This window comes from Mycobacterium sp. 1482292.6 (genome assembly GCF_001672995.1).
Taxonomy (GTDB): Bacteria; Actinomycetota; Actinomycetes; order Mycobacteriales; family Mycobacteriaceae; genus Mycobacterium; species Mycobacterium europaeum_A.
The window spans coordinates 1-25198 of the sequence record NZ_LZKV01000072.1; the positions used below are offsets into that span (position 1 = coordinate 1).

A 25198-nucleotide genomic window follows, 5' to 3' on the forward strand; every position below is an offset into this window, starting at 1 on the left:
CCGGCCCGGCGAACCGGTCACCGCCGGCGAGCCGTTGTTCACCCTCTACACCGACACCCCGGAGCGTTTCGGTGCCGTCGCGCAGGGTGTCGGCGGGGTCGCGGTCGGCGATCCCGGCCAGCTCCAGCATCTCGGAGGCCAGCCGCAGGGTCAGCTCGACGACGTCGGGCGGCCCGCCCCCAGCCAGCACCTCGAGCGACTCGGCCACTTCGAGGGCGTTGCCGACCGTGGCGCCCAGCGGCCGGTTCATGTCCGTCAGCAGCGCGCTGGTGGGCACGCCGTGCGCCGCCCCCAGCTCCGCCATGGTGTGCGCCAGCTCGCGCGACTGCGCTTCGGAGTCGGTGAACGCCCCGGAACCGACCTTCACGTCGAGCACCAGCGCGCCGGCCCCCTCGGCCAGCTTCTTGCTCATCACCGAGCTGGCGATCAGCGGCAGCGACTCGACCGTGGCGGTGATGTCGCGCAGCGCGTACAGCTTGGCGTCGGCCGGGGCCAGGTCGCCGGCGGCGAAGATGGCCGCGCCGAGGACGCGAAGCTGCTCGCGCACCCGCCGGTTGGACAGCTGGGCGGTGAACCCGGTGATGGATTCCAGCTTGTCCAGGGTGCCGCCGGTGTGGCCGAGCCCGCGGCCCGACGCCTGCGGGACCGCGGCTCCGCAGGCGGCGACGACGGGCACCAGCGGCAGGGTGATCTTGTCCCCCACCCCGCCGGTGGAGTGCTTGTCGACGGTGGCCAGGCCCAGGTCACCGAAATCGAGCGTGTCCCCCGACGCCAGCATCGCCGCCGTCCACCGGGCGGTCTCGGCGCGGTCCATGCCGCGCAGCAGGATCGCCATCAGCAGCGCCGCCATCTGTTCTTCGGCCACCCGGCCGTCGGTGTAGGCGCCGATGACCCAGTCGATGGCGGCGTCGGACAACCGGCCGCCGTCGCGCTTGGTCCGGATCACCGTGGGCGCGTCGAACGCGGGGTCAGCCAAGTGGCTCCCCGGGGCTCAGGGTGTCGTCCCGTTCTCTTTGACGAACGACGCCAGCGCGCCGACGAGCTGGGTGGAGAACGGCAGTGGCTTCGGGTAATTGACCGGCGTTCCGCTGGCGTCCTCTTTCAGGACGTGGTTCACCCCGGTCAGGTGGACATAGTCGGTCTTGGTGCCCGCGCTGGTCAGGCCTGACACCAGGGAATCGACGTCCTGGCAGGTGATCTGCAGATCGGCGTCGCTGCAGGTGACCAGCACCGGCATGTTGCGCGGCAGCTTCGCCGCCAATGCCTGCGGGTCGATCGCGTCCTCCTGCAACAGGGCGTGCGCATTGGCGGCGTTGATCACCGACTTCAGCCCGGGCGGTTCGTCGGGCGGGACCTGGCCGGTCGCGCGGAACTGCTGTATCGCGTTGTCGATCGCCGCGGTGCTTTCGGCGGCCCGCGCCGCGGCGACGCGTCCAGACCTGACGGCGGCGTCGGCCTGGGCGTGGGCCTGCTCGGACACATGGTCGAGGATGCGGCGGCTCGCCGGTTCCACCAGGCCCAAGGACTGCACCGCGGGAACCGTCCCGGGCGCGGCGGTGGCCAGCATCATCGCGTAGAGGGCGCCTTCGCTGTGGCCGAGCGCCATCAGATGAGTCCGGTCGATGCCGGATTGGTTGGCCAGGAAGTTCAACGCGGCGGCCGCCTCGTCTTTGAACACGCCGATGTCGACCTTCGCCGGGTCGGTGGCGTAGGGGCCGAGCCCGGTCTGACCGGTGCCCAGCTTGTCGTAGCGCAAGCTGGCGACGCCGTCGTCGGACAGCGCCCGCGCCAGATTCCGCAGCGTGTCGACCTGACCCGGCATGGCGGCCGAGTCACCGTTGCGATCCGTCGGCCCACTGCCGGCGATCAGCAGCGCCGCCGGCACCGCCCGCCCATGCCCCGCCGGATGATGGAACGTGCCGTACACGGTCATGTCCGCGACCGGGAAGGAGACGGAGTCCTCCACCCAGGACGACGACGCCGGCGCCGGCGACGAGGTCCCCGACGGCGGCTTTGCGGCGGGTGACTGCGACGCGCATCCCGCGGCTCCCATACTCGCCGCGATCAGCACCGCAACAAAAAGCCTGGGCAGCGATCCCATCGGCGGCGCGCTCCCCCGTTGCACACGGATGACGGTAAGCCGACCGGCAACACTCAGCAAGCGACCGCGTGCATCAGTCGCGCCCGCGGGCCAGGTCGTCGGGCCCGAAAGCGTCCGGCAGCAGGTCGCCGAGCCGGCGCGGCCCGCGCGGATGGTCGATCAGCAGCTCGGGGCCGCCGTGTTCGGCCAGCACCTGGCGGCACCGCCCGCACGGCATCAGCACCGATCCCCGCCCGTCCACGCACGCCAGCGCCACCAGGCGCCCACCGCCGCCCGAATGCAGGGCGCACACCACCGCACACTCGGCACAGAGACCGAGGCCATATGAGATGTTCTCCACATTGCAGCCGGTCACCACCCGGCCGTCATCGACGAGCGCGGCCGCCCCGACCCGGAATCGCGAGTACGGTGCGTAGGCACCCTCGGCGGCATCTATTGCCTTGTCCCGCAACATCTTCCAGTCGATCTCAGGCGTCATGAATCCCCGCTCACCGATGGCCGATTCCGACAGTCACCCTATCCGCAAAACGGTATTTCGCTTGACGGACATTGTCCCAAGTCACAGCGTGTCCGAGCTAAGCTCAAGTGCCCGGCGTGACCGACGTTGAGGCCGGAAGAAGGCGCAGGACTGGGGTGACACTGGGGTGACTACGCAACCGACAACCGCGGATCCGGCGGCTCCGGCTCCCTCGCGCAAACGCAGGCCACCACGCACGCTGTACCGGGGCGACCCAGGCATGTGGTCGTGGGTGCTGCACCGGATCAGCGGCGCGACGATCTTCTTTTTCCTGTTCGTCCACGTCCTGGACGCCGCGATGCTGCGGGTCAGCCCGCAGACCTACAACGCGGTGATCCACGATTACCAGATGCCGGTCGTCGGGCTGATGGAATACGGCCTGGTCGCGGCGGTGCTCTTTCATGGCCTGAACGGGATCCGGGTGATCCTGATCGACTTCTGGTCCGAGGGCCCGCGCCATCAAAGGTTGATGTTCTGGATCGTCGGCGTCGTGTTCCTGCTGCTGATGGTTCCGGCCGGCGTGGTGACGGTCATCCACATGATGGAGCACTTCCGATGAGCGGCCCGGATTTGCAGCTCGGTCGCGGCGAGCTCGCCCCGGTCAAACAGCGCCTGTATGACCGCCCCGCCAGCCTGGACAACCCACGCTCCCCGCGGCGGCGGGCCGGCATCCCCAACTTCGAGAAGTTCGCGTGGCTGTTCATGCGGTTCTCCGGGATCGCGCTGTTCGTGCTGGCGATCGGGCACCTGTTCATCATGTTGATGTGGGATAACGGCGTTTACCGCATCGACTTCAACTATGTGGCGCAGCGCTGGGCGTCGCCGTTCTGGCAGTTCTGGGACCTGGCGCTGCTGTGGCTGGCGCAGCTGCACGGCGGCAACGGCCTGCGCACCATCATCGACGACTACAGCCGCAAGGACAGCACCCGCTTCTGGCTCAACAGCCTGCTGTTGTTGTCGATGGGGTTCACGTTGGTGCTGGGCACCTACGTGCTGCTGACATTCGACCCGAATATCGGAGGCTGATCGATGATCCAGCAACACCGGTACGACGTGGTGATCGTCGGCGCGGGTGGTGCCGGCATGCGGGCCGCGGTGGAGGCGGGCCCGCGGGTGCGCACCGCGGTGCTGACCAAGCTCTACCCCACCCGCAGCCACACCGGGGCGGCGCAGGGCGGCATGTGCGCGGCGCTGGCCAACGTCGAAGAGGACAACTGGGAATGGCACACCTTCGACACCGTCAAGGGCGGCGACTACCTCGCCGACCAGGACGCGGTGGAGATCATGTGCAAGGAAGCCATCGACGCGGTGCTCGACCTGGAGAAGATGGGGATGCCGTTCAACCGCACCCCGGAGGGCCGCATCGACCAGCGCCGCTTCGGCGGGCACACCCGCGACCACGGCAAGGCCCCGGTGCGCCGGGCCTGCTACGCCGCCGACCGCACCGGCCACATGATCCTGCAGACGTTGTATCAGAACTGCGTGCGCCACGACGTCCAGTTCTTCAACGAGTTCTATGCGCTGGACCTGGTGCTCACCCAGACCCCGAGCGGGCCGGTGGCCACCGGCGTGGTGGCCTATGAGCTGGCCACCGGCGACATCCACGTCTTCCACGCCAAGGCGGTCGTGCTGGCCACCGGCGGTTCGGGCCGGATGTACAAGACCACCTCCAACGCGCACACGCTGACCGGCGACGGCATCGGCATCGTCTTCCGCAAGGGACTTCCGTTGGAGGACATGGAGTTTCACCAGTTCCATCCGACGGGCTTGGCCGGCCTGGGCATCCTGATCTCCGAGGCGGTGCGCGGTGAGGGCGGCCGGTTGCTCAACGGCGAGGGTGAGCGCTTCATGGAGCGCTACGCCCCGACGATCGTTGACCTGGCGCCGCGCGACATCGTGGCCCGCTCCATGGTTTTGGAGGTTCTGGAGGGTCGCGGCGCTGGCCCACACAAGGATTACGTCTACATCGACGTCCGCCACCTCGGTGAGGACGTGCTGGAGGCCAAGCTGCCCGACATCACCGAGTTCGCCCGCACCTACCTGGGCGTGGACCCGGTGCACGAGTTGGTTCCCGTCTACCCGACCTGTCACTACGTGATGGGCGGCATCCCCACCACCGTGACCGGACAGGTGTTGCGGGACAACACATCTACGGTGCCGGGCCTGTACGCGGCCGGCGAGTGCGCGTGCGTGTCGGTGCACGGGGCCAACCGGCTGGGCACCAATTCGCTGCTGGACATCAACGTGTTCGGCCGCCGGGCCGGCATCGCCGCGGCGTCGTACGCGCGGGGCCACGACTTCGTGGACATGCCGCCGGAACCGGCGGCGATGGTGGTGGGCTGGGTCGGCGACATCCTCTCCGAGCACGGCAATGAGCGCGTCGCCGACATCCGCAACGCGTTGCAGCAGTCGATGGACAACAACGCCGCGGTGTTCCGCACCGAGGAGACGCTCAAGCAGGCGCTCACCGACATCCACGCGCTGAAGGAGCGCTACGCCCGAATCAGCGTGCACGACAAGGGGAAACGGTTCAACAGCGACCTGCTGGAGGCCATCGAACTGGGCTTCTTGCTGGAGCTGGCCGAGGTCACCGTGGTCGGTGCGCTGAATCGCAAGGAGTCGCGCGGCGGCCACGCCCGCGAGGACTACCCCAACCGCGACGACGTCAACTTCATGCGCCACACCATGGCCTACAAGCAGGGCAGCGATCTGCTGAGCGACATCGCGCTGGACTTCAAGCCGGTGGTGCAGACGCGCTACGAACCGAAGGAACGGAAGTACTGATGGCCGAGAGCGTCGGAACCGAAGAGGCAGCCGAGGTCGAGACCAGCCTGGAACCGCCGCTGCCGGCGATTCCGGACGGGGCGGTGATGGTGACCGTCAAGATCGCCCGGTTCAACCCCGACCAGCCCGACGCCTACGCGGAAACCGGTGGCTGGCAGAGCTTTCGGGTGCCGTGCCTGCCCAGCGACCGGATGCTCAACCTGCTGATCTACATCAAGAGCTACCTGGACGGCACGCTGACCTTCCGGCGTTCCTGCGCGCACGGCGTGTGCGGCTCGGACGCCATGCGGATCAACGGCGTCAACCGGCTGGCATGCAAGGTGCTGATGCGCGACCTGCTGCCCAAGGAGCCGGGCAAGCAACTCACCATCACGGTCGAGCCGATCCGTGGGCTGCCGGTGGAGAAGGACCTGGTGGTCGACATGGAGCCGTTCTTCGACGCCTACCGCGCGGTGAAGCCGTACCTGATCACGACCGGCAACCCCCCGACCCGCGAACGCATCCAGAGTCCGACCGACCGCGCCCGCTACGACGACACCACCAAGTGCATCCTGTGCGCGGCGTGCACCACCAGCTGCCCGATCTTCTGGCACGAGGGCAGCTACTACGGCCCGGCGGCGATCGTCAACGCGCACCGGTTCATCTTCGACAGCCGCGACGAGGCCGCCGCTGAGCGCCTGGACATCCTCAACGAGGTCGACGGCGTGTGGCGCTGCCGCACCACGTTCAACTGCACCGAGGCCTGCCCGCGCGGCATTCAGATCACCAAGGCGATCCAAGAGGTCAAGCGCGCGATCATGTTCTCGCGCTAGGCGTTTCGCGGCGACACGTCGTCAGATCAGGGCTTCGACTCCCCGGTACGAGTACCCGCGACGTGCGCCGGCCCGACGCGGTCGTCGCCGAGGTCGGTTTCCGGCATTTGTGAAGCGGGTTGCTCGTCCGCCGGGGACTGAGTCGCCCCGCCCGGGGTATCCGACGGGCTGGCCGACGTGTAATCGGGATTCGTCTCCGGTCTCGTGGCGCCGCCCGCGCCTCCCGAGTCACCCGAGTCACCCGCGGCACTCTGTTGGCGTCCCTCGTAGGGCGGGATCGCGCTTCCGGTGTCCTGCGGGGGCAATTCGCCGGTGCCGCTGTAGACATCGGACGCGGTCGGATCGCTCATCGGCGGATTCGCGTCTTCGTCCACGGTGCCCACCGGACGATCTGCCCCGCCGGGCTCGGGAGTGTCCGTGCCGGTGTCGCGCGCACCGCTGCCCAGCTCGGGATCGTCGAAATGTTCCAGCCTCGAATCGTCGGACTGTTGATCGTTTTGAGAGGTCATCTTCAATCTCCTCACCCTCTCGCTACCCCGCCGCGCCGGTTGGCGCGACGAGGGTGAGGTCCGGGTACCCGGACCTCACCGCGGGAAACACCTGCTCACCACCGGCGCCTCGCCGGACCTGTCACACAACGCGTGGCCGCCTCGTCTGATCGGTATGACACAGAAAACCCGCATCGAGCCCCTGCCCCCCAAGCGCACCGGGTTGCTGACCCGGGCCATGTACCGGATCGCCAAGCGGCGCTACGGCCAGGTTCCCGAGCCGTTCGCCGTGGCCGCACATCATCGCAAGCTGATGATCGCCAGCGCCCTGCACGAGACGATGGTCGACCGGGCGTCGAAAACGCTGCCCACCAGCGTGCGCGAGCTGGCCGTGTTGTGGACCGCGCGCCAGGTCGGCTGCTCGTGGTGCGTCGACTTCGGATCGATGCTGCAGCGCCTGGACGGCCTGGACATCCAGCGCCTCAAGGACATCGACAACTACGCCACCTCAACGGCATTCACCGACGACGAGCGCGCGGCCATCGCCTATGCCGCCGCGATGACCACCGATCCGCACACCGTCACCGACGAGCAGGTCGACGATCTGCGGGCCCGCTTCGGCGACGCCGGTGTGTTCGAGCTGACCTATCAGATCGGGTTGGAGAACATGCGGGCCCGGGTGAATTCCGCACTCGGCATCACCGAGCAGGGCTTCAATTCCGGTGACGCGTGCCGGGTTCCGTGGGCTAACCAGCTCGACGAGCCCGCAGCGGGGAGCCGGTGAATTTGTCGGGATTGGCGATATCCCATAGGGCGCAGACCTTTCCGTTGCGCACGGTCGCGGCCATGATCCGCGGCATCAGCTCGCGGTAGCCGTCGCTGGCGGGGCAGCCGGGCGTGTAACCCCCGAGCTCGCCGTTGACCAACCCCAGCTGATACGAGGTGAACATCGCCGGGCCGTAGCGCTGGGCCAGGCCGAAGAAGAACCGGGCCACCTTGTCGGCGCCGTGGATGACGTTGATTGCGGTGGGCGCCTTGCCATTCGCATCGCCCGTCAGGACCACGTCGGGGTGCAGCAGCGCCACCACGGCTTCCAGGTCCCCTGCGGCCATGGCGGCCAGCAATTTGCCGACCACCTCGGCGTGCGCCGGATCGGGCTTGGGTGCGGGCTCGGCCGAGACGGCCTTGCGGGCCCGCGACGCCAGCTGCCGCGCGGCGGCCTCGTTGGTGCCCAGCACCTCGGCCACCTCCGCGAACGGCACGGCGAACCCGTCGTGCAGCACGAAGGCGACCCGCTGATCCGGTGACAACCGCTCCAGCACGACCATCGCGGCGAACCGCGCGTCCTCGCCGGCCACCACCGCGGACAGCGGATCGGCTTCCGAAGCGGTGGAGCCGAACCCGGTGACCACCGGCTCGGGCAGCCAGTTGCCGGTGTAGCTCTCGCGGCGGTGCGCGGCCGAGCGCAGCCTGTCCAGGCCGAGCCTGCTAACCACCGTGGTCAGCCAGGCCCGCAGGTCGGCGATCTCTGCCTTGTCGGGCTCCTGCCGGTGCCAGCGCAGCCAGGCGTCCTGGACGATGTCCTCGGCGTCGGCCACCGTGCCGGTGAGCCGGTAGGCCACCGCCATGAGATGGGGCCGTAGCGACTCGAACTCGCTGACCTGCTGCGCTGCGGTCATGTCGCGAGGTTACGCTCACCAACAACATGACTGACAACCTCTGGCTGCACTTCGCCCGGCACGGCCCGGACATCACGCCGCCGATCATCACGCGCGGCGAGGGTGTCACCATCTACGACGACCGCGGCAAGAGCTACCTCGACGGCCTGTCCGGCCTGTTCACCGTCCAGGTCGGCCACGGCCGCGCCGAGCTCGCCGAGGTCGCCGCCCGCCAGGCGAGCACGCTGGCGTTCTTCCCACTGTGGGGCTACGCCACTGCACCGGCGATCGAGCTGGCCGAACGCCTCGCCGGCCACACCCCGGGCGATGTGAACCGGGTCTTCTTCACCACCGGCGGCACCGAGGCCGTCGAGACCGCGTGGAAACTGGCCAAGCAGTACTTCAAGCTCACCGGCAAACCCGGTAAGCACAAGGTGATTTCGCGCTCAGTCGCCTACCACGGCACCACCCAGGGCGCGCTGGCCATCACCGGGCTGCCGAAATACAAGGCCCCGTTCGAGCCGGTGACGCCCGGTGGCTTCCGGGTGCCCAACACCAACCTCTACCGGGCGCCGGAGACGCTGCGCACCGACCCGAAGGCGTTCGGGCGGTGGGCCGCCGACCGGATCGCCGAGGCCATCGAGTTCGAGGGCCCCGACACCGTGGCCGCGGTGTTCCTGGAGCCGGTGCAGAACGCCGGCGGCAGCATCCCGCCTCCCCCAGGCTATTTCGAGCGGGTGCGCCAGATCTGCGACGAATACGACGTACTGCTGGTCTCCGACGAGGTGATCTGCGCGTTCGGCCGGATGGGGTCGATGTTCGCCTGCTCGTCGGACATCGGCGACTTCGGCTACGTGCCCGACATGATCACCTGCGCCAAGGGAATGACGTCGGGCTACTCACCGATCGGCGCCATGATCGCCAGCGAGCGGCTGTTCGAGCCGTTCAACGACGGCGCCACCATGTTCCCGCACGGCTATACCTTTGGCGGGCACCCGGTTTCGGCGGCCGTCGGGCTGGCCAACCTGGACATCTTCGAGCGCGAGGGCCTCAATGATCACGTCAGAACCCACGCGCCCGCGTTCCGCGCCACCCTGGAGAAGCTCTACGACCTGCCCATCGTCGGCGACGTGCGCGGCGAGGGTTTCTTCTACGGCGTGGAACTGGTCAAGGACCAGGGCACCAGGCAGACCTTCAGCGACGACGAGCGCCGCCCGCTGCTCGCCCGGGTCTCCGCGGCGCTGTTCGAGGCGGGGCTGTATTGCCGCACCGACGACCGCGGCGATTCGGTCATTCAGCTGGCGCCGCCGCTGATCAGTGGGCAGTCCGAATTCGACCTCATCGAGGCGGCGCTGCGCGGCGTGCTCAGCGACGAGTGCCGCCGGCTGTAGCCAGGATCCGCTTGACCTCGTAAGCGGCCAGCAACACCTCGCGGGAATGCGCCGTGGTGGGGCTGCTGGTGATCCGCGACTGAGCGTTGCACAGCCAGGCCAGTGCGGACCGCAGGTCGCCCTCGGGGGTGGCGTCGCGATGCAGTTTCAGCTCTTCCAGCACCCGGTCGTCGTCGGAGCCGCGGACCTGGCTGCCTTTCTCCACCCGCTTGAGCAGCTGTTCCAACGATCGTGGGCCGTCGCCGTCGCGCCGCAACTGAGACCACGTTCGAGACCAGAACCGATCGTTTGAAATGGCACATCCCTCGGGGATTCGGGGCGGTCGATGGGTTCCGAACTGACCGCGTGCCCAGCGTAACCCGGCCCGACCGACCAGGCTCAGTAACTTCCGTCTCACCAGTCACAGCGCGGCTCCCCGGATTCGGGCGGTCGATCGCTTACTGTGCTCAGACGATGACCCTGTTACGTTCCGCATCATGCCTGGCAGCGGCGCTTTTCCTGACCGCCGCCCCGGTCACGCTCGGGGTGCCGCTCGCCACCGCCGAGCCCGGCGCCGAGCCGAATGCCGCGCCGGCCAACTGCCCGTACAAGGTGACCACGCCGCCCGCGGTGGATTCCTCCGAGGCCCCGACCGCCGGCGACCCGCCGATCCCGCTGGCGGTGCCCGCCAAGCCCGTCGGTGGTGACGCGCTGGGCAGCTGCGGCATCGTCACCGCGCCGAACACGCCGCCGCTGCCGAACGACGTCTCCGCGGACGCGTGGCTGGTCGCGGACCTGGACAGCGGCGCGGTGATCGCGGCCAAGGACCCACACGGGCGGCACCGCCCGGCCAGCATCATCAAGGTGCTGGTCGCGATGGCCTCCATCAACGCGCTCAACCTCAATAAGGCGGTTCCCGGGACCGCCGACGACGCCGCGGCCGAGGGCACGAAGGTCGGCGTCGAGGAGGGCGGGGTCTTCACCGTCAACCAGCTGCTGCACGGGCTGCTGATGCACTCCGGCAACGACGCCGCGCACGCGCTGGCCATGCAGCTGGGCGGCATGCAGCAGGCGCTGGAGAAGATCAACGTGCTGTCGGCCAAGCTGGGCGGCCAGGACACCCGGGTGGCCTCGCCGTCGGGCCTGGACGCGCCGGGCATGAGCACCTCGGCCTACGACATCGGGTTGTTCTACCGCTACGCCTGGCAGAACCCGACGTTCGCCGACATCGTCGCGACACGGACGTTCGACTTCCCCGGCCACGGCGACCACCCGGGCTACGAGCTGGAGAACGACAACCAGCTGCTCTACAAGTATCCCGGCGCCCTGGGCGGCAAGACGGGTTACACCGACGACGCGGGCCAGACGTTCGTGGGCGCGGCCAACCACGACGGACGACGCCTGGTGGCGGTGCTGCTGCACGGCACGCGTCAACCGATCGCGCCGTGGGAACAGGCCGCGCACCTGCTGGACTACGGCTTCTCCACGCCGCAGGGCACCCAGGTCGGCTCGCTGATCGCCCCCGACCCGTCGCTGGCGCCGGCCAAGCGTGACACCGCCGCCGACCCGCTCGCCAGCAACGCCGCGGCGGACGGGATCATCCCGTCGGCCGACGCCATGCCGATCCGAGTGGGCGTGGCGGTCATCGGCACCGTCGTGGTGTTCGCGCTGATCATGATGGCCCGCTCGATGAACCGCCGACCGCAGCACCGCTGAGCGCCGTGGCACGCGGATCGCGGCGCGGACTGCTGGTCGGGCTGACCGCCGCCAGCGTCGGCGTCATCTACGGTTACGACCTGTCCATCATCGCCGGGGCGCAGTTGTTCGTCACCGAGGACTTCGGCTTGTCCACGCGCCAGCAGGAACTGCTCACCACGATGGTGGTGATCGGCCAGATTGTCGGGGCGCTGGGCGCCGGCGTGCTGGCCAACGTCATCGGGCGCAAACGATCGGTGGTGCTGATCCTGTGCGCCTACGCGGTTTTCGCGCTGCTGGCCGCGTTCTCGATCTCGCTGCCGATGCTGTTGGCGGCGCGGCTGCTGCTGGGCATGACCATCGGTGTGACGGTGGTGGTGGTCCCGGTGTACGTGGCCGAATCGGCCCCGACGGCGGTGCGCGGCTCGCTGCTGACGGCCTATCAGCTGGCGATCGTTTCCGGCCTGATCGTCGGCTACCTGACCGGTTACGTGCTGGCCGGCACCCACGGCTGGCGGTGGATGCTGGGCCTGGCCTGCGTGCCCGCAATCCTGTTGCTGCCGTTGATCATTGGCATGCCCGACACCGCCCGGTGGTACGTGCTCAAGGGCCGGATGGACGACGCCCGCCAGGCGCTGCTGCGGGTCGAACCGACGGCGCGCGTCGACGAGGAACTGGCCGAGATCGGCCGCGCGCTCGGCGAGGCCGCCCCCGGCGCCGGGGGCGGGTTCGCCGAGATGCTGCGCCCCCCGTACCTGCGGGCCACCGCCTTCGTGGTGGTGCTCGGCTTCCTGATCCAGATCACCGGCATCAACGCGATCATCTATTACAGCCCCCGCATCTTTCAGGCCATGGGCTTCACCGGGAATTTCGCGCTGCTCGGGCTGCCGGCGCTGCTGCAGGTCGCCGGGCTGGCCGCCGTCGGCGCGGCGCTGCTGCTGGTCGACCGGGTGGGCCGACGGCCAATCCTGTTGTGGGGCACCGCCATGATGATCGCCGCCGACGTCGTGCTGATGGCCGTCTTCGGCCAGGGCTTCGGCGGCGCCATCGCCGGCTTCGCCGGCATCCTGTTGTTCATCATCGGCTACACCATGGGCTTCGGCTCCCTGGGCTGGGTGTACGCCAGCGAAAGCTTCCCGTCGCGACTACGCTCGATCGGATCGAGCACCATGTTGACCTCCAACCTGGTGGCTAACGCCATCATCGCCGCCGTCTTCCTGACCCTGCTCCATTCGCTGGGCGGCGCAGGGACTTTCGCGCTGTTCGCCGCGCTTGCGGCGGTCGCATTCGTCTTCGTCTACCGCTACGCGCCGGAGACCAAGGGCCGCCAGCTCGAGGACATCCGCCACTTCTGGGAAAACGGCGGCCGCTGGGAGAATCCGTGCCCGTGATCGCCGCGGGCACCATGGTGCTCGACGGCGAGGTCTGTCGCCCGGGCTGGCTGCAGACCGCCGGTGAACGGATCGCGGCCTGCGCGCCCGGGCCGCCGCCGCGGCCGGCCGACCAAGATTTCCCGAATTGCACTGTGGTCCCTGGCTTTATCGACATGCACGTGCACGGCGGCGGCGGCGCCTCCTACACCGACGCCGACGGCATCGCCGGCGCCGCCGCGTTCCACCTGCGGCACGGCACTACCACCACGCTGGCCAGCCTGGTGACCGCGTCACCGACCGATCTGCTCGCCGGGGTGCGGGCGCTGGCCGATGCCACCGGCCGCGGGACCGTCGCGGGCATCCACCTCGAGGGGCCGTGGCTGAGCCGGGCACACTGCGGGGCCCACGACCGCACCCAGCTGCGCGATCCGGACCCGGCCGAGATCGACGCGGTGCTGGCCGCGGGCGGCGACGCCATCCGGATGGTGACACTGGCACCCGAGCTGCCCGGGGCCGACGCGGCGATCCGGCGGTTCGTTGACGCGGGAGTCGTTGTGGCGCTCGGCCATACCGACGCGACCTACGAGCAGACCCGGCATGCCATCGCGCTGGGCGCCACGGTCGGCACGCATCTGTTCAACGCGATGCCGCCGCTGCACCATCGCGAGCCCGGCCCGGCCCTGGCCCTGCTTCGCGACCCGCGCGTGGTCGTCGAGCTGATCGCCGACGGCGTGCACCTGCACCCCGACGTGGTACGGGCGGTGATCGCGGCCGCCGGAGCGGACCGGGTCGCCGTGGTCACCGACGCGATCGCCGCGGCCGGCCGCCCCGACGGCGCGTTTCGGCTCGGCGCGGTGGCCATCGACGTGGTCGCCGGCGTGGCGCGGGTGCATGGGACGTCGACGATCGCCGGCAGCACCGCCACCATGGATCAACTCTTCCGCACCGTGCACGCCGACGCGGGGCTGGCGCCGGCCGTGCAGGCGACGGCCGCGACGCCGGCGCGGGCCCTAGGCCTGGGGCGGGTCGGTGAACTCAGGACGGATTATGACGCCAATCTCGTTGTGCTGGACGAACGTTTAGGCATCTCTGACGTCATGGTGCGCGGCACCTGGCAGGGTCGCCCGCGCGACGTTTGTTAGCATCGAGCCCGTCAGCACCTGACACCAGGCCCGTACCCGGCCAGCGACAAGACGGCGCCGTGGAGGTGCGTGATGGCCTGGCTTGTCCTGATTGTGTCGGGGATCCTGGAGGCGGTGTGGGCGACCGCCCTGAACAAATCGGACGGCTTCTCCCGACCGGTCCCTTCACTGGTTTTCCTTGCGGCCGTGGCCCTTTCGATGACCGGGCTGGCGATCGCCATGCGCACGCTGCCGGTCGGAACCAGTTACGCGGTCTGGGTCGGCATCGGGGCCGCGCTCACGGCGGGCTATGCGACGCTGGCCGGTGACGAATCGGCGTCGCCGATCAAGCTGGTGCTGATCGCCGGGATCGTGGCCTGCGTCGCGGGCCTGAAGCTGGTCGGCTAGCGAGCGCGGCGGGTGAAGCGCGCGATGCGGGAAAGCGTCAGCGCGCCAACGGCTCCCAGCGCCATCGCCGTCAACGTCTGGCGGGTGCCCAGGCCCTCGTCCATCTGCACCCGCGGGGCGATGATCGCCGGTGCCGGAGGGGCGACGGGCTGACTGCGCGGATCCGTGGACGCCGTCGCCGCCCAGGCGGTGCAGAACAGGACGAGATAGGCGGTGATGTAGGCGAACACCATCAACCCCAGCACCGGCCCGAACGCCGCGCCGGCGGGGCTGCGCAGCACCGTCCTCAGATAGATCGACGCCACCTGTTTGAACACCTCGAAGCCGATCGCGGCGATCAGCCCGGCGCGCATCGAATCGGTCAGGCTGACCTTCTCGCGGGGCAGCCGGGCGATCATCCAGGTGAACAGCAGCCACGACACCAGCGTCGCGATCAAAAGCGAGATCAGCCAGAACAGCCAGTCGAACACTATAAACCGGGGTATGCCAAGCCATTTCAGCAAGGCGGCCATGGGCGCGGTGTGGCCGACGGTGGTCAGCGCGACGGTGACCACGATCACCGCGAACGTCCCCACCATCGCCAGCAGGTCGGAAAGCTTGTTGCGCACGAAGCCCGGTGACTCGATGTGGGTGTCCCACCACATCTCCGTCAACGCCTGGCGCAGGTGCGAAATCCAGCCCAGGCCCGCCCACACCGCGGTGGCCAAACCGATGACACCGACCGAGGTTCGGGCATCGATCGCCGAGTTCATCAATTCCTGCAGCTGATTACCCAGCGCGCCGTTCACCTGGGAACGGATGTGGTCGTCGATGGTGCTCAACAACTGGGGCCGACGGGCCAGCACGAACCCGAAGACCGCGAAACCGACCATGAGCAAAGGAAACAACGCGAAGATCGTGTAATAGGTGAGGCCGGCCGCGAAGAACCCGCCGTTGCGCTCGTCGAAACGCTGGTAGGCGCGGATGACATGGTCGATCCACCCGTAGCGGGTCCGCAGTCGATCGAAAATGCCCGGCTTGGCCGGCTCGCTCATCGCACGACTCCAATGAGAAGCGGATCTAGCTCCTTGGGGATCTAGCTCCCTGGTGGAAGAAACCCAAGCCGATCGTAAACCCGCCGGACCGTTTTCCCGGCCACATCGTTGGCCTTTTCCGCCCCGGCGGCCAACACCGCCTCCAATTCGCCCACATCGGCGGACAGTTCGTCGACGCGGGCCTTGATCGGCGCGACGAACTCGACGACCGCCTCCGCGGTGTCCTTCTTCAAATCGCCGTAACCCCTTCCGGCATAGCCGTCCACGAGCGTGTCGATCGCGACGCCGGTGACCGCGGACTGGATGCTCAACAGGTTGGACACACCCGGCTTGGCCTCGGTGTCGAAACGGATCTCGCGCTCGCTGTCGGTGACCGCGGAGCGAATCTTCTTGGCCGACACCGCCGGATCGTCGAGCAGGTTGATCAACCCGGCATCGGTGGCCGCGGACTTGCTCATCTTCGACGTCGGATCCTGCAGGTCGTAGATCTTTGCGGTGGCCTTGGGAATGAGCATGTCCGGCACCACGAACGTGTCCGGGAAGCGGCTGTTGACGCGCTCGGCGATGTCGCGCGCCAGCTCGAGGTGCTGGCGCTGGTCCTCGCCCACCGGCACCAGATCGGTGTCGTAGGCCAGCACGTCGGCCGCCTGCAACACCGGGTAGGTGAACAACCCGACCGTGGTGGAGTCGGCGCCCTGGCGCAGCGACTTGTCCTTGAACTGCGTCATCCGCGACGCCTGCCCGAAGCCGGTGAAGCACCCCAGCACCCAGGCCAACTGGGTGTGCGCCGGCACGTGGCTCTGCACGAACACGGTGCTGCGGGCCGGGTCGATGCCCAGCGCCAGGTATTGGGCGGCGGTGATCAGGGTGCGACGACGCAGCGCCTCGGGATCCTGGGCGACGGTGATGGCGTGCAGGTCGACCACGCAGAAGAACGCGTCCCAGTCATCCCCCCAGTCGTCCTGCAGCGCGACCCACTGCCTGACGGCGCCCAGCGCATTACCCAGGTGAAGCGAGTCGGAGGTGGGCTGCACGCCGGAGAAAATCCGGCTGGATCCGGTAGCGGTGCTCATGATGCACCGATCTTTTCACGCGCGGCCGCCGCGGCCGCACGGACCGGCGCCCGTCACCCCGCGTGTTGCGGTACCGGCGGTACCGGCTTTACTGTCGGGTTATGCGCAAGCTCGTCTGCTCGGCTCCTTCCGCGTGAGCCCCGCTCACTCGGCGTCGCCTTCGGCCCGTTCGCCGATCCACCTCGGTCCCAGGGATGGTTCCGCAGAGCCGGTGCTGATGCTGCACGGGTTCCTGATGTCGCAGACGGTGTGGGAGCCGGTCGCGCCGCGGCTGGCCGACACCGGCCGCTTCGAGGTCTTCGCGCCGACGATGGCCGGGCACAACGGCGGGCCCTACGCGGGCACCTGGCTGCTGAGCTCGTCGGTGTTGGCCGACCACGTCGAGCGCCAGCTCGACCAGCTGGGCTGGGAGACCGCCCACCTGGTCGGCAACTCGCTGGGCGGTTGGGTCGCCTTCGAGCTGGAGCGGCGCGGGCGCGCGCGCAGCGTGACCGGCATCGGCGCCGCCGGCGGATGGACGCGGTGGAGCCCGGTGAAGTTCGAGGTGATCAGCAAGTTCATCGCGGGCATGCCCTTCCTGGCGCTGGCCCGGCTCTTCGGTGAGCGGGTGCTCCGGTTGCCGCTCAGCAGGCGGCTGGCGACCCTGCCGCTCACGGCACGGCCGGACGGCATCAGCTCCGAGCAGCTGTCCGTCGTCGTCGACGACGCCGCGCACTGCCCCGCGTACTTCCAGCTGCTCGTCAAGTCGCTGCTGGATCCGGGCCTGCTGCAGTTGGCCGACACCGCGGTGCCCGTCCAGCTGGTGCTGTGCGAGAAGGACCGCGTGGTGCCCGCGAGCAGGTTCTACCGGCACTTCACCGACTACCTGCCCGAGGGGACGAAGATGACCGAGCTCGACGGCGTCGGGCACGTGCCGATGTTCGAGGCGCCCGACCGGGTGACCGCGGTCATCGCCGACTTCGTCGACGAATGCGCCGCCGGGGCCGACCGGCGTGCGGACCGGCACCAGCCACCGGCTAGCTAGCCAGCCGTTTTTCCAGGTTCTCGGCGATCGAGTTGAGGAATTCCTCGCTGCGCTGCCACTCCTGATCGGGGCCGATCAGGATGGCCAGGTCCTTGGTCATCTTCCCGCTCTCGACCGTGGAGACCACCACATTCTCCAGGGTTTGCGCGAACTCGGTCACCTCGGGGGTGTCGTCCAGCTTGCCGCGGTGCGCCAGTCCGCGCGTCCAGGCGAAAATCGAGGCGATCGGGTTGGTCGAGGTCGGCTTGCCGGCCTGGTACTGGCGGAAGTGCCGGGTGACGGTGCCGTGCGCGGCCTCGGCCTCGACCGTCTTGCCGTCCGCGGTCATCAGCACCGACGTCATCAGCCCCAGTGAGCCGTAACCCTGCGCCACGAGGTCCGACTGGACGTCCCCGTCGTAGTTCTTGCAGGCCCACACGTAGCCGCCCTCCCACTTCAGGCAGGCCGCGACCATGTCGTCGATCAACCGGTGCTCGTAGGTCAGTCCTTGCGCCTCGAACTCGTCCTTGAACTCCTCGTCGTAGACGCGCTGGAACTCGTCTTTGAACACGCCGTCGTAGGCCTTGAGGATGGTGTTCTTGGTGGACAGGTACACCGGCCACTTGGCGTTCAGCCCGTACTGCAACGAGGCGCGGGCGAAATCGCGGATGGAGTCCTTGAAGTTGTACATCCCCATCACCACGCCACCGTCGTCGGGGATGGACACCATCTCGTGCACCAGCGGCTCGCTGCCGTCGGCGGGGGTGAAAGTGATTGCGACGGTTCCGGGTTTGTCGACCTTGAAGTTGGTCGACCGGTACTGGTCGCCGAAGGCGTGGCGGCCGATGACGATCGGCTTGGTCCAGCCCGGCACCAGCCGCGGCACGTTCGAGATCACGATGGGCTCACGGAAGATGGTGCCGCCCAGAATGTTCCGGATCGTCCCATTGGGCGAGAGCCACATCTTCTTCAGGTTGAACTCCTGGACGCGGGCCTCGTCGGGGGTGATGGTCGCGCACTTGACGCCCACGCCGTGCCTCTTGATGGCGTAGGCCGCGTCGATCGTCACCTGGTCGTCGGTGCGGTCGCGATGCTCGATGCCCAGGTCGTAGTAGTCCAGGTCGATGTCGAGGTGCGGCAGGATCAGCAGGTCCTTGATGAACTTCCAGATGACGCGGGTCATTTCGTCACCGTCGAGCTCTACGACGCGGCCCTTGACCTTGATCTTGGCTTCGCCTGCCATACCGAGTCCGGCTTCCTGCTTGCGGCCCTAGCCGGTTGAAGCCGCTAGCGCCTCGTTGAATGTCTTGCTGGGCCGCATGATTGCCGTCGTCTTCTCGCTGTCCGGGTAGTAGTAGCCGCCGATGTCGACCGTCTCGCCCTGCGCCTCGGCCAGTTCGGACACGATGGTCTCTTCGTTCTCGGCCAGCGAGTCGGCCAGCGGGGCGAAGTGCTGGCGCAACTCCTCGTCGTCGGACTTCGCCAGTTCGGCCGCCCAGTACAGCGCCAGGTAGAACTGGCTGCCGCGGTTGTCGAGCTCGCCGGTCTTGCGCGACGGGCTCTTGTTGTTCTCCAGCAGCTTGCCGATCGCGGCATCCAGCGTCTTGCCCAGTACCTTGGCGCGCTCGTTGTCGGTCTTGATGCCGATGTCTTCGAAACACGCTCCGAGAGCGAGGAATTCGCCCAGCGAATCCCACCGCAGGTGGTTCTCCTCCACCAGCTGGTGGACGTGCTTGGGCGCCGAACCGCCCGCCCCGGTCTCATACATGCCGCCGCCGGCCATCAACGGCACGATGGACAGCATCTTGGCGCTGGTGCCCAGCTCCAGGATCGGGAACAGGTCGGTGAGGTAGTCGCGCAGGATGTTTCCGGTCGCGGCGATGGTGTCCTGCCCCCGCATCGCGCGCTCGATCGTGTACCGCATGGCCCACACCTGCGGCATGATCTGGATCTCCAGGCCCTCGGTGTCGTGCTCCTTCAGGTACGCCTTGACCTTCTTGCGCAGCTCGACCTCGTGCGGTCGCTCGGTGTCGAGCCAGAACACCACAGTCATGCCGGAGTTACGCGCCCGGGTGACGGCCAGCTTGACCCAGTCGCGGATCGCCTCATCGGTGACGATGGGCATCCGCCAGATGTCGCCCTCCTCCACGTTCTGGGTCAGCAGCACTTCCCCGCTGTCGAGGTCGACGATGTTGGCGACGCCGTCCTCGGGGATCTCGAAAGTCTTGTCGTGCGAGCCGTACTCCTCGGCCTGCTGCGCCATCAGCCCGACGTTGGGAACCGTGCCCATCGTCGTCGGATCGAACTGCCCATGGGTTTTGCAGAAGTTGATGATCTCTTGGTAAATGCGGGAGAACGTGGATTCGGGGTTGACCGCCTTGGTGTCCTTCTGCCGCCCGTCGGCGCCCCACATCTTGCCGCCGGCGCGGATCATCGCCGGCATCGAGGCATCCACGATCACGTCGCTGGGCGAGTGAAAGTTGGTGATGCCCTTGGCCGAATCGACCATGGCCAGCTCGGGGCGGTGTTCGTGGCAGGCGTGCAGGTCGCGGATGATCTCCTCGTGCAGCGACGCGGGCAGCGATTCGATCTTGCTGTACAAGTCGCTCAGGCCGTTGTTGACGTCGACGCCGAGCTCGTCGAAGAGCTCCTGGTGCTTGGCGAAGGCGTCCTTGTAGAAGACCTTCACCGCGTGACCGAAGACGATCGGGTGCGACACCTTCATCATCGTCGCCTTGACGTGCAGCGAGAACATCACGCCGGTTTCGTAGGCGTCCTGCATCTGCTCCTCGTAGAACTCGACGAGGGCCTTCTTGCTCATGAACATGGAGTCGATGACGTCACCGTCGCGCAGCTCGACCTCGGGCTTGAGCTCCAGGGTCTGTCCGCCCTTGGTCTCCAGCACCATCTTCACGTTGCGCGCGCGGTCCAGCGTCATCGACTTCTCACCGTGGTAGAAGTCGCCGTGCCGCATTGTCGCGACGTGCGTGCGCGAGGCCGGTGACCAGTCCCCCATGCTGTGCGGGTGCTTGCGGGCGTACTCCTTGACCGCCTTGGGCGCACGCCGGTCCGAGTTGCCCTGCCGCAGTACCGGGTTTACCGCGCTGCCAAGGCATTTGGCGTAGCGGGCGCGAATCTGCTTGTCCTCGTCCGTCTTTGGGCTCTGCGGAAAGTCCGGAATCTTGTATCCCTTGCCCTGCAGCTCCTTGACCGCGGCGATCAGCTGCGGAACCGAGGCGCTGATGTTCGGCAGCTTGATGATGTTGGTGTCGGGCAGCTCGGTCAGCCGGCCCAGTTCGCCCAGGTTGTCCGGCACCCGCTGTTCTTCGGTCAGGTGCTCGGGGAACTCGGCCAGAATGCGGGCGGCCACCGAGATGTCGCTGGTCTTGATCTGGATGCCCGCCGGCTCGGCGAAGGCACGCACGATAGGCAGGAACGCATAAGTCGCCAGCAGCGGCGCTTCGTCGGTCAGTGTGTAGATGACGGTCGGCTGTTCGGCGCTCACGATCCCTCTCCCGGCGTCAATGATGGGTTGGAAATTTTGGGGGCTCAGCGTTCTGACTGCCACGTTATCAAGGGTGTTTGGACAGGTGTCGACCTGCACGCGCACCGCCGGGGTTAGCACTGAGTCGGCACAGTAAGATAATCTTCGTATTGGTCATGAGCGCCAGCATCAAGCCCCGGCTTGCTGGCCGGCAACCCTCCAACCGCGGTGGGGTGCCCCGGGTGATGACCAGGTTGAGTAGCCACACACACCGGCTATCCGGCAAGCGCGGGTCCGCCATGACGGGCCCCTGAGTAGACAGGGAAACGTGATGTGCATTCTCCCGACCCAATCACGCCCGCTCGTGCGTCGCTGCTAATCCGCGCCGCCGGTGGACGCCTCATCCTCGCGTCCCGGCCGCCCGATGCACATTCCCCTACCACCAGAAAGCGATCCCGTGACCTCCGACAACGCCGATCACGACACCGATCCGACCGCGCACTGGTCGTTCGAGACCAAGCAGGTGCACGCCGGCCAGCAGCCGGACCCGGCCACCAACGCCCGAGCCCTGCCGATCTACCAGACCACGTCGTACACCTTCGACGACACCACGCACGCCGCCGCCCTGTTCGGGCTGGAAGTGCCGGGCAACATCTACACCCGGATCGGCAACCCGACCACCGACGTCGTCGAGCAGCGCATCGCCGCGCTCGAGGGCGGGGTTGCGGCGCTGTTCCTGGCCTCCGGGCAGGCCGCTGAGACTTTCGCCATATTGAACCTGGCGAGTGCCGGAGATCACATCGTGTCGAGCCCGCGCCTCTACGGCGGGACGTACAACCTGCTGCACTACTCGCTGGCCAAGCTCGGCATCGAGGTAACCTTCGTCGAGGATCCCGACGACCTGGATTCGTGGCAGGCCGCGGTCCGGCCGAACACCAAGGCGTTCTTCGCCGAGACGATCTCCAACCCGCAGATCGACATCCTCGACATCCCCGGTGTCGCCGGGGTCGCGCACGGCAACGGCGTCCCGCTGATCGTCGACAACACCATCGCCACGCCGTACCTGATTCAGCCGTTCTCCCACGGCGCCGACATCGTCGTGCACTCGGCCACCAAGTACCTCGGCGGCCACGGCTCGGCGATCGCCGGGGTCATCGTCGACGGCGGCACCTTCGACTGGACGCAGGGCCGCTTCCCGGGATTCACCACCCCCGACCCGAGCTACCACGGTGTGGTGTTCGCCGAGCTCGGTCCGCCGGCCTACGCGCTCAAGGCGCGCGTGCAGCTGCTGCGCGACCTGGGGTCGGCCGCGTCGCCGTTCAACGCGTTCCTGGTCGCCCAGGGCATCGAGACGCTGAGCCTGCGCATGGAGCGCCACGTCGCCAACGCGCAGCGGGTGGCCGAGTACCTGGCCGGCCACGACGGCGTGCTGTCGGTGAACTACGCGGGCCTGCCCAGCTCGCCGTGGCACGAGCGGGCAAAGAAGTTGGCGCCCAAGGGAACCGGCGCGGTGCTGGCGTTCGAGCTGGCCGGCGGCGTCGAGGCCGGCAAGGCATTCGTGAACGCGCTGAAGCTGCACAGCCACGTCGCCAACATCGGCGACGTGCGCTCGCTGGTGATCCACCCGGCGTCCACCACGCATGCCCAGCTGAGCCCGCAGGAACAGCTGAGCACCGGGGTCAGCCCCGGCCTGGTGCGGCTGGCCGTCGGCATCGAGGGCATCGACGACATCCTGGCCGACCTCGAGCTCGGCTTCGCCGCGGCAGCCAAATTCGGTGTGAGCGCGGGGGCGTCGGGCACCGACCCGCAAGCCGTGGCGGCGTTCTAAGGAGCCCGGCGATGGCGATCTCCGGCGTCCCGACCCAGACGCTGCCCGAAGAAGGCGAAATCGGCTTCGTCGACATCGGCTCGCTGACCACCGAGGGCGGCGCCGTCATCGACGACGTGCACATCGCCGTCCAGCGCTGGGGCGAGTTGTCGCCGACACGGGACAACGTGGTGGTGGTGCTGCACGCGCTGACCGGCGACTCGCACATCACCGGGCCGGCCGGACCCGGGCATCCCACCGGCGGCTGGTGGGACGGGATGGTCGGGCCGGGCGCGCCCATCGACACCAACCGCTGGTGCGCGCTGGCCACCAACGTGCTGGGTGGTTGCCGCGGCTCCACCGGACCCAGCTCCCGGGCCCGGGACGGAAAGCCTTGGGGCTCACGGTTTCCCCGCATCACGGTCCGCGACCAGGTCGACGCCGATATCACAGCGCTGGCCGCGTTGGGGATCGAACGGGTCGCCGCGGTGGTCGGCGGATCTTTGGGTGGTGCAAGGGCTTTGGAGTGGATCGTCGGTTATCCGGGCCGGGTACGGGCCGGTCTGCTTTTGGCGGTGGGGGCGCGGGCCACCGCCGATCAGATCGGCACCCAGACCACCCAGATCGCGGCGATCAAGGCCGACCCGAACTGGCAGGGCGGTGACTACCACGACACCGGCTTCGCGCCCGACGCCGGGCTGGCGATCGCCCGTCGCTTCGCGCACCTGACCTATCGCGGTGAGGCCGAGCTGGACGCCCGGTTCGGCAACCACGGGCAGGACGGCGAGGATCCGAACAACGGCGGCCGCTACGCCATGCAGAGCTACCTGGAGTATCAGGGCGACAAGCTGGTGGAGCGCTTCGACGCGGGCAGCTACGTGGTGCTGACCGAGGTGCTGAACAGTCACGACGTCGGCCGAAACCGTGGCGGGGTTCGTAACGCGTTGTCTAGCTGCCCGGTTCCGGTGGTGGTCGGCGGCATCACCTCCGACCGGCTGTACCCGCTGCGCTTGCAGCAGGAGCTGGCCGAGCAGCTGCCCGGCTGCGCCGGCCTGCGGGTGGTGGACTCGCTGTTAGGGCACGACGGCTTCCTGGTGGAAACCGACGCCGTCGGCGAATTGATCCGTCAGACACTGGCATTGGCGGACGACGGGGAAGGCACGTCGCAATCGTGACGCGCTCGCGGCAAGACCGCTCCCTCTCGTTCGGCTCGGCGGCCGCGGCTTACGAGCGTGGGCGCCCCTCCTATCCCCCGGAAGCGATCGACTGGCTGCTGCCCGTCGGGGCGCGCCGAGTGCTCGACCTCGGTGCCGGCACCGGGAAGCTGACCACCCGGCTGGTGGAGCGCGGCCTGGACGTGGTGGCCGTCGACCCGATCCCGGACATGCTCGAGGTGTTGCGCACCTCGCTACCGGAGACCCGGGCGCTGCTGGGCACCGCGGAAGAGATCCCGTTGGAGGACAACAGCGTTGACGTGGTGCTGGTGGCGCAGGCCTGGCACTGGGTGGATCCCGAGCGCGCGGTGCCCGAGGTGGCTCGCGTGTTGCGGCCCGGCGGGCGGCTGGGTCTGGTGTGGAACACCCGCGACGAACGCCTCGGCTGGGTGCGCGAACTGGGCCAGATCATCGGCAGCGACGGCGACGGCCGCACCCGGGTGACGCTGCCCGAGCCGTTCACCGATGTGGCGCATCATCAGGTGGAGTGGACGAGTTACCTTACGCCGCAAGCGCTGATCGATCTCGTCGCGTCCCGCAGCTATTGCATCACTTCGCCGACCGAGGTCCGCACCAGGACGCTCGATCAGGTTCGCGAATTGCTGGCCACCCATCCGGCGCTGGCGAATTCAACGGGCTTGGCGCTGCCCTACGTCACCGTGTGCACCCGCGCGACGCTGGCCGGGTGAGCATGGAGCAACGGCTGAGTGTGATCACCCTCGGCGTTGCCGATCTGGATCGCGCTTACCGATTCTATGAACGCCTCGGCTGGCGCGGTCAAGAAGTGCAGGAAACGGTCTTCTTTCAGGCCGGCGGTCTCGCGGTGAGCCTGTGGGCGCGCGACAAGCTTTCGGCCGATCTCGGCATCGCCGACCAAGGCGATGACGGCTTCGGTGGTGTCGCTTTGGCACACAACGTGCGCTCGCGTTCCGAAGTGGACGAGATCCTCGCCGAGGCAGAAGATGCCGGAGCGACGATCACGCGTGCTGCTGGCGACACCTTCTATGGCGGGTATGCGGGCGCATTCCGCGATCTCGATGGTCACGCGTGGGAGGTCGCCTACAACCCGGGTTTCTCGCTAGCCGAAGACGGCGCGATCACAGTGCCCGGCTGATCACTGGAGTTCAGGTACCCCAGCCGGGTTACCACCCGTCGTCCTCATCCTCGTTTCGCAGCAGCTTTTCGGGGTGGTGGAAGGTGTTGGTGCGGGGTTGGCCGGTGTCGAGGTGTGGGGGTGGTTTCCATTGGGTGTCGCC

25 protein-coding genes, 1 pseudogene and 1 riboswitch are annotated in these 25198 nt (G+C 68.1%); of the genes and pseudogenes, 15 read left to right on the plus strand and 11 right to left on the minus strand.

Annotated elements, in window-relative coordinates:
• The 3 genes from A5624_RS06820 to A5624_RS06830 all read right to left on the minus strand — a co-directional run.
• The coding region (locus A5624_RS06820; RefSeq protein WP_232002216.1) for a thymidine phosphorylase at positions 1-976 on the minus strand (976 nt) is incomplete at its 3' end.
• A gap of 15 nt (positions 977-991) precedes the next feature.
• Entirely contained in the window at positions 992-2125 is a 1134-nt protein-coding gene (locus tag A5624_RS06825; RefSeq protein WP_156748884.1) for a hypothetical protein, read from the minus strand.
• Positions 2126-2174: 49 nt separating this feature from the next.
• On the minus strand, positions 2175-2579 hold the full coding sequence (locus tag A5624_RS06830) for a cytidine deaminase (protein WP_066863580.1): 405 nt from the start codon (positions 2577-2579) through the stop codon (positions 2175-2177).
• Between the two features lie 259 nt (positions 2580-2838).
• On the opposite strand from A5624_RS06830, the gene sdhC reads away from it, so the two are divergent.
• From sdhC to A5624_RS06850, 4 genes are read left to right on the plus strand one after another with little or no spacing between them, the layout of a single operon-like run.
• Positions 2839-3177: a succinate dehydrogenase, cytochrome b556 subunit gene (sdhC, locus tag A5624_RS06835; RefSeq protein ID WP_066863585.1), complete on the plus strand. Its 339-nt coding sequence runs from the start codon at positions 2839-2841 to the stop codon at positions 3175-3177.
• Positions 3174-3644: a succinate dehydrogenase hydrophobic membrane anchor subunit gene (locus A5624_RS06840; RefSeq protein WP_066863589.1), complete on the plus strand. Its 471-nt coding sequence runs from the start codon at positions 3174-3176 to the stop codon at positions 3642-3644. The genes sdhC and A5624_RS06840 overlap by 4 nt, the downstream gene beginning before the upstream one ends.
• Before the next feature lie 3 nt (positions 3645-3647).
• On the plus strand, positions 3648-5402 hold the full coding sequence (gene sdhA, locus A5624_RS06845; protein ID WP_066863592.1) for a succinate dehydrogenase flavoprotein subunit: 1755 nt from the start codon (positions 3648-3650) through the stop codon (positions 5400-5402).
• Entirely contained in the window at positions 5402-6214 is an 813-nt protein-coding gene (locus tag A5624_RS06850) for a succinate dehydrogenase iron-sulfur subunit (RefSeq protein WP_066863599.1), read from the plus strand. The genes sdhA and A5624_RS06850 overlap by 1 nt, the downstream gene beginning before the upstream one ends.
• Before the next feature lie 26 nt (positions 6215-6240).
• Here A5624_RS06850 and A5624_RS06855 read toward each other — a convergent pair whose 3' ends face one another.
• Positions 6241-6723: a hypothetical protein gene (locus A5624_RS06855; protein ID WP_082990510.1), complete on the minus strand. Its 483-nt coding sequence runs from the start codon at positions 6721-6723 to the stop codon at positions 6241-6243.
• 121 nt (positions 6724-6844) lie between these two features.
• On the opposite strand from A5624_RS06855, the pseudogene A5624_RS06860 reads away from it, so the two are divergent.
• Positions 6845-7486 (plus strand): annotated as a pseudogene (locus A5624_RS06860) (carboxymuconolactone decarboxylase family protein); the annotation flags it as partial.
• On the opposite strand, the gene A5624_RS06865 reads toward A5624_RS06860, so the two are convergent.
• On the minus strand, positions 7449-8381 hold the full coding sequence (locus A5624_RS06865; protein WP_066863605.1) for a sigma-70 family RNA polymerase sigma factor: 933 nt from the start codon (positions 8379-8381) through the stop codon (positions 7449-7451). The pseudogene A5624_RS06860 and the gene A5624_RS06865 sit on opposite strands and share 38 nt — an antisense overlap.
• 26 nt (positions 8382-8407) lie before the next feature.
• On the opposite strand from A5624_RS06865, the gene A5624_RS06870 reads away from it, so the two are divergent.
• Entirely contained in the window at positions 8408-9751 is a 1344-nt protein-coding gene (locus A5624_RS06870) for an aspartate aminotransferase family protein (RefSeq protein WP_066863608.1), read from the plus strand.
• Here the strand turns inward: A5624_RS06870 and A5624_RS06875 are convergent.
• Positions 9726-9977 (minus strand): hypothetical protein, encoded by a 252-nt coding sequence (locus A5624_RS06875; protein ID WP_066863646.1) that lies wholly within the window; start codon positions 9975-9977, stop codon positions 9726-9728. The two genes, A5624_RS06870 and A5624_RS06875, sit on opposite strands and share 26 nt — an antisense overlap.
• 227 nt (positions 9978-10204) lie before the next feature.
• Between A5624_RS06875 and A5624_RS06880 the strand changes: the two genes are divergently transcribed.
• The 4 genes from A5624_RS06880 to A5624_RS06895 all read left to right on the plus strand — a co-directional run bounded on the left by A5624_RS06880 (position 10205) and on the right by A5624_RS06895 (position 14327).
• Positions 10205-11446, plus strand: coding sequence for a D-alanyl-D-alanine carboxypeptidase family protein (locus A5624_RS06880; protein WP_066863611.1), 1242 nt, complete (start codon positions 10205-10207; stop codon positions 11444-11446).
• Between the two features lie 5 nt (positions 11447-11451).
• Entirely contained in the window at positions 11452-12816 is a 1365-nt protein-coding gene (locus tag A5624_RS06885; protein WP_066863614.1) for a sugar porter family MFS transporter, read from the plus strand.
• Positions 12807-13940 (plus strand): N-acetylglucosamine-6-phosphate deacetylase, encoded by a 1134-nt coding sequence (nagA, locus tag A5624_RS06890; RefSeq protein WP_066863617.1) that lies wholly within the window; start codon positions 12807-12809, stop codon positions 13938-13940. The genes A5624_RS06885 and nagA overlap by 10 nt, the downstream gene beginning before the upstream one ends.
• Before the next feature lie 72 nt (positions 13941-14012).
• Positions 14013-14327, plus strand: a complete 315-nt coding sequence (locus A5624_RS06895; protein WP_066863620.1) for a multidrug efflux SMR transporter — start codon at positions 14013-14015, stop codon at positions 14325-14327.
• Here the strand turns inward: A5624_RS06895 and yhjD are convergent.
• Together yhjD and trpS are read right to left on the minus strand one after the other, a co-directional pair.
• A complete protein-coding gene (yhjD, locus tag A5624_RS06900; protein WP_066863623.1) occupies positions 14324-15361 on the minus strand; it encodes an inner membrane protein YhjD in 1038 nt (345 codons plus the stop codon). The genes A5624_RS06895 and yhjD overlap by 4 nt on opposite strands.
• Positions 15362-15402: 41 nt before the next feature.
• Positions 15403-16434 carry a tryptophan--tRNA ligase gene (gene trpS / locus A5624_RS06905; RefSeq protein WP_066863626.1) on the minus strand — a complete coding sequence of 344 codons (1032 nt, stop codon included), beginning with the start codon at positions 16432-16434 and terminating at the stop codon, positions 15403-15405.
• Positions 16435-16648: 214 nt separating this feature from the next.
• Between trpS and A5624_RS06910 the strand changes: the two genes are divergently transcribed.
• Positions 16649-17458 (plus strand): alpha/beta fold hydrolase, encoded by an 810-nt coding sequence (locus tag A5624_RS06910; protein ID WP_066863651.1) that lies wholly within the window; start codon positions 16649-16651, stop codon positions 17456-17458.
• On the opposite strand, the gene A5624_RS06915 is transcribed toward A5624_RS06910, so the two are convergent.
• Both A5624_RS06915 and A5624_RS06920 read right to left on the minus strand, forming a co-directional pair.
• Positions 17451-18680 carry an NADP-dependent isocitrate dehydrogenase gene (locus A5624_RS06915; protein ID WP_066863629.1) on the minus strand — a complete coding sequence of 410 codons (1230 nt, stop codon included), beginning with the start codon at positions 18678-18680 and terminating at the stop codon, positions 17451-17453. The two genes, A5624_RS06910 and A5624_RS06915, sit on opposite strands and share 8 nt — an antisense overlap.
• Before the next feature lie 27 nt (positions 18681-18707).
• Positions 18708-20942, minus strand: a complete 2235-nt coding sequence (locus A5624_RS06920) for an NADP-dependent isocitrate dehydrogenase (RefSeq protein ID WP_066863632.1) — start codon at positions 20940-20942, stop codon at positions 18708-18710.
• A 151-nt stretch (positions 20943-21093) separates the two neighbouring features.
• Positions 21094-21216: riboswitch (SAM riboswitch) on the plus strand.
• Between the two features lie 129 nt (positions 21217-21345).
• On the opposite strand from A5624_RS06920, the gene A5624_RS06925 reads away from it, so the two are divergent.
• Genes A5624_RS06925 through A5624_RS06940 form a run of 4 tightly spaced genes read left to right on the plus strand, consistent with a single transcriptional unit; the run spans position 21346 to position 25056 of the window.
• The gene (locus A5624_RS06925) at positions 21346-22749 is read left to right on the plus strand and encodes a bifunctional o-acetylhomoserine/o-acetylserine sulfhydrylase (protein ID WP_369827451.1); all 1404 of its coding nucleotides are present in this window, start codon (positions 21346-21348) and stop codon (positions 22747-22749) included.
• 11 nt (positions 22750-22760) lie between these two features.
• Positions 22761-23903, plus strand: a complete 1143-nt coding sequence (locus A5624_RS06930; RefSeq protein ID WP_066863638.1) for a homoserine O-acetyltransferase — start codon at positions 22761-22763, stop codon at positions 23901-23903.
• Positions 23900-24631, plus strand: a complete 732-nt coding sequence (locus tag A5624_RS06935) for a class I SAM-dependent methyltransferase (RefSeq protein ID WP_066863641.1) — start codon at positions 23900-23902, stop codon at positions 24629-24631. Before A5624_RS06930 ends, A5624_RS06935 begins: the two co-directional genes overlap by 4 nt.
• Before the next feature lie 2 nt (positions 24632-24633).
• Positions 24634-25056 carry a VOC family protein gene (locus A5624_RS06940; protein ID WP_066863654.1) on the plus strand — a complete coding sequence of 141 codons (423 nt, stop codon included), beginning with the start codon at positions 24634-24636 and terminating at the stop codon, positions 25054-25056.
• Positions 25057-25084: 28 nt separating this feature from the next.
• Here the strand turns inward: A5624_RS06940 and A5624_RS29440 are convergent.
• Positions 25085-25198: hypothetical protein (locus tag A5624_RS29440; protein WP_369827452.1), on the minus strand; the 114-nt coding region annotated here is incomplete at its 5' end.

Excerpts from the sequence above, each read along its gene's own strand:
- A5624_RS06870 (WP_066863608.1), top strand. The coding sequence starts at position 8,408 with ATGACTGACAACCTCTGGCTGCACTTCGCCCGGCACGGCCCGGACATC.
- sdhC (WP_066863585.1), top strand. The coding sequence starts at position 2,839 with ATGTGGTCGTGGGTGCTGCACCGGATCAGCGGCGCGACGATCTTCTTT.
- yhjD (WP_066863623.1), bottom strand. The coding sequence starts at position 15,361 with ATGAGCGAGCCGGCCAAGCCGGGCATTTTCGATCGACTGCGGACCCGC.
- A5624_RS06925 (WP_369827451.1), top strand. The coding sequence starts at position 21,346 with ATGCACATTCCCCTACCACCAGAAAGCGATCCCGTGACCTCCGACAAC.
- A5624_RS06855 (WP_082990510.1), bottom strand. The coding sequence starts at position 6,723 with ATGACCTCTCAAAACGATCAACAGTCCGACGATTCGAGGCTGGAACAT.
- A5624_RS06895 (WP_066863620.1), top strand. The coding sequence starts at position 14,013 with ATGGCCTGGCTTGTCCTGATTGTGTCGGGGATCCTGGAGGCGGTGTGG.
- A5624_RS06930 (WP_066863638.1), top strand. The coding sequence starts at position 22,761 with ATGGCGATCTCCGGCGTCCCGACCCAGACGCTGCCCGAAGAAGGCGAA.
- A5624_RS06915 (WP_066863629.1), bottom strand. The coding sequence starts at position 18,680 with ATGGCAGGCGAAGCCAAGATCAAGGTCAAGGGCCGCGTCGTAGAGCTC.
- A5624_RS06865 (WP_066863605.1), bottom strand. The coding sequence starts at position 8,381 with ATGACCGCAGCGCAGCAGGTCAGCGAGTTCGAGTCGCTACGGCCCCAT.
- A5624_RS06880 (WP_066863611.1), top strand. The coding sequence starts at position 10,205 with ATGACCCTGTTACGTTCCGCATCATGCCTGGCAGCGGCGCTTTTCCTG.
- A5624_RS06840 (WP_066863589.1), top strand. The coding sequence starts at position 3,174 with ATGAGCGGCCCGGATTTGCAGCTCGGTCGCGGCGAGCTCGCCCCGGTC.
- A5624_RS06830 (WP_066863580.1), bottom strand. The coding sequence starts at position 2,579 with ATGACGCCTGAGATCGACTGGAAGATGTTGCGGGACAAGGCAATAGAT.
- sdhA (WP_066863592.1), top strand. The coding sequence starts at position 3,648 with ATGATCCAGCAACACCGGTACGACGTGGTGATCGTCGGCGCGGGTGGT.
- A5624_RS06850 (WP_066863599.1), top strand. The coding sequence starts at position 5,402 with ATGGCCGAGAGCGTCGGAACCGAAGAGGCAGCCGAGGTCGAGACCAGC.
- A5624_RS06940 (WP_066863654.1), top strand. The coding sequence starts at position 24,634 with ATGGAGCAACGGCTGAGTGTGATCACCCTCGGCGTTGCCGATCTGGAT.
- trpS (WP_066863626.1), bottom strand. The coding sequence starts at position 16,434 with ATGAGCACCGCTACCGGATCCAGCCGGATTTTCTCCGGCGTGCAGCCC.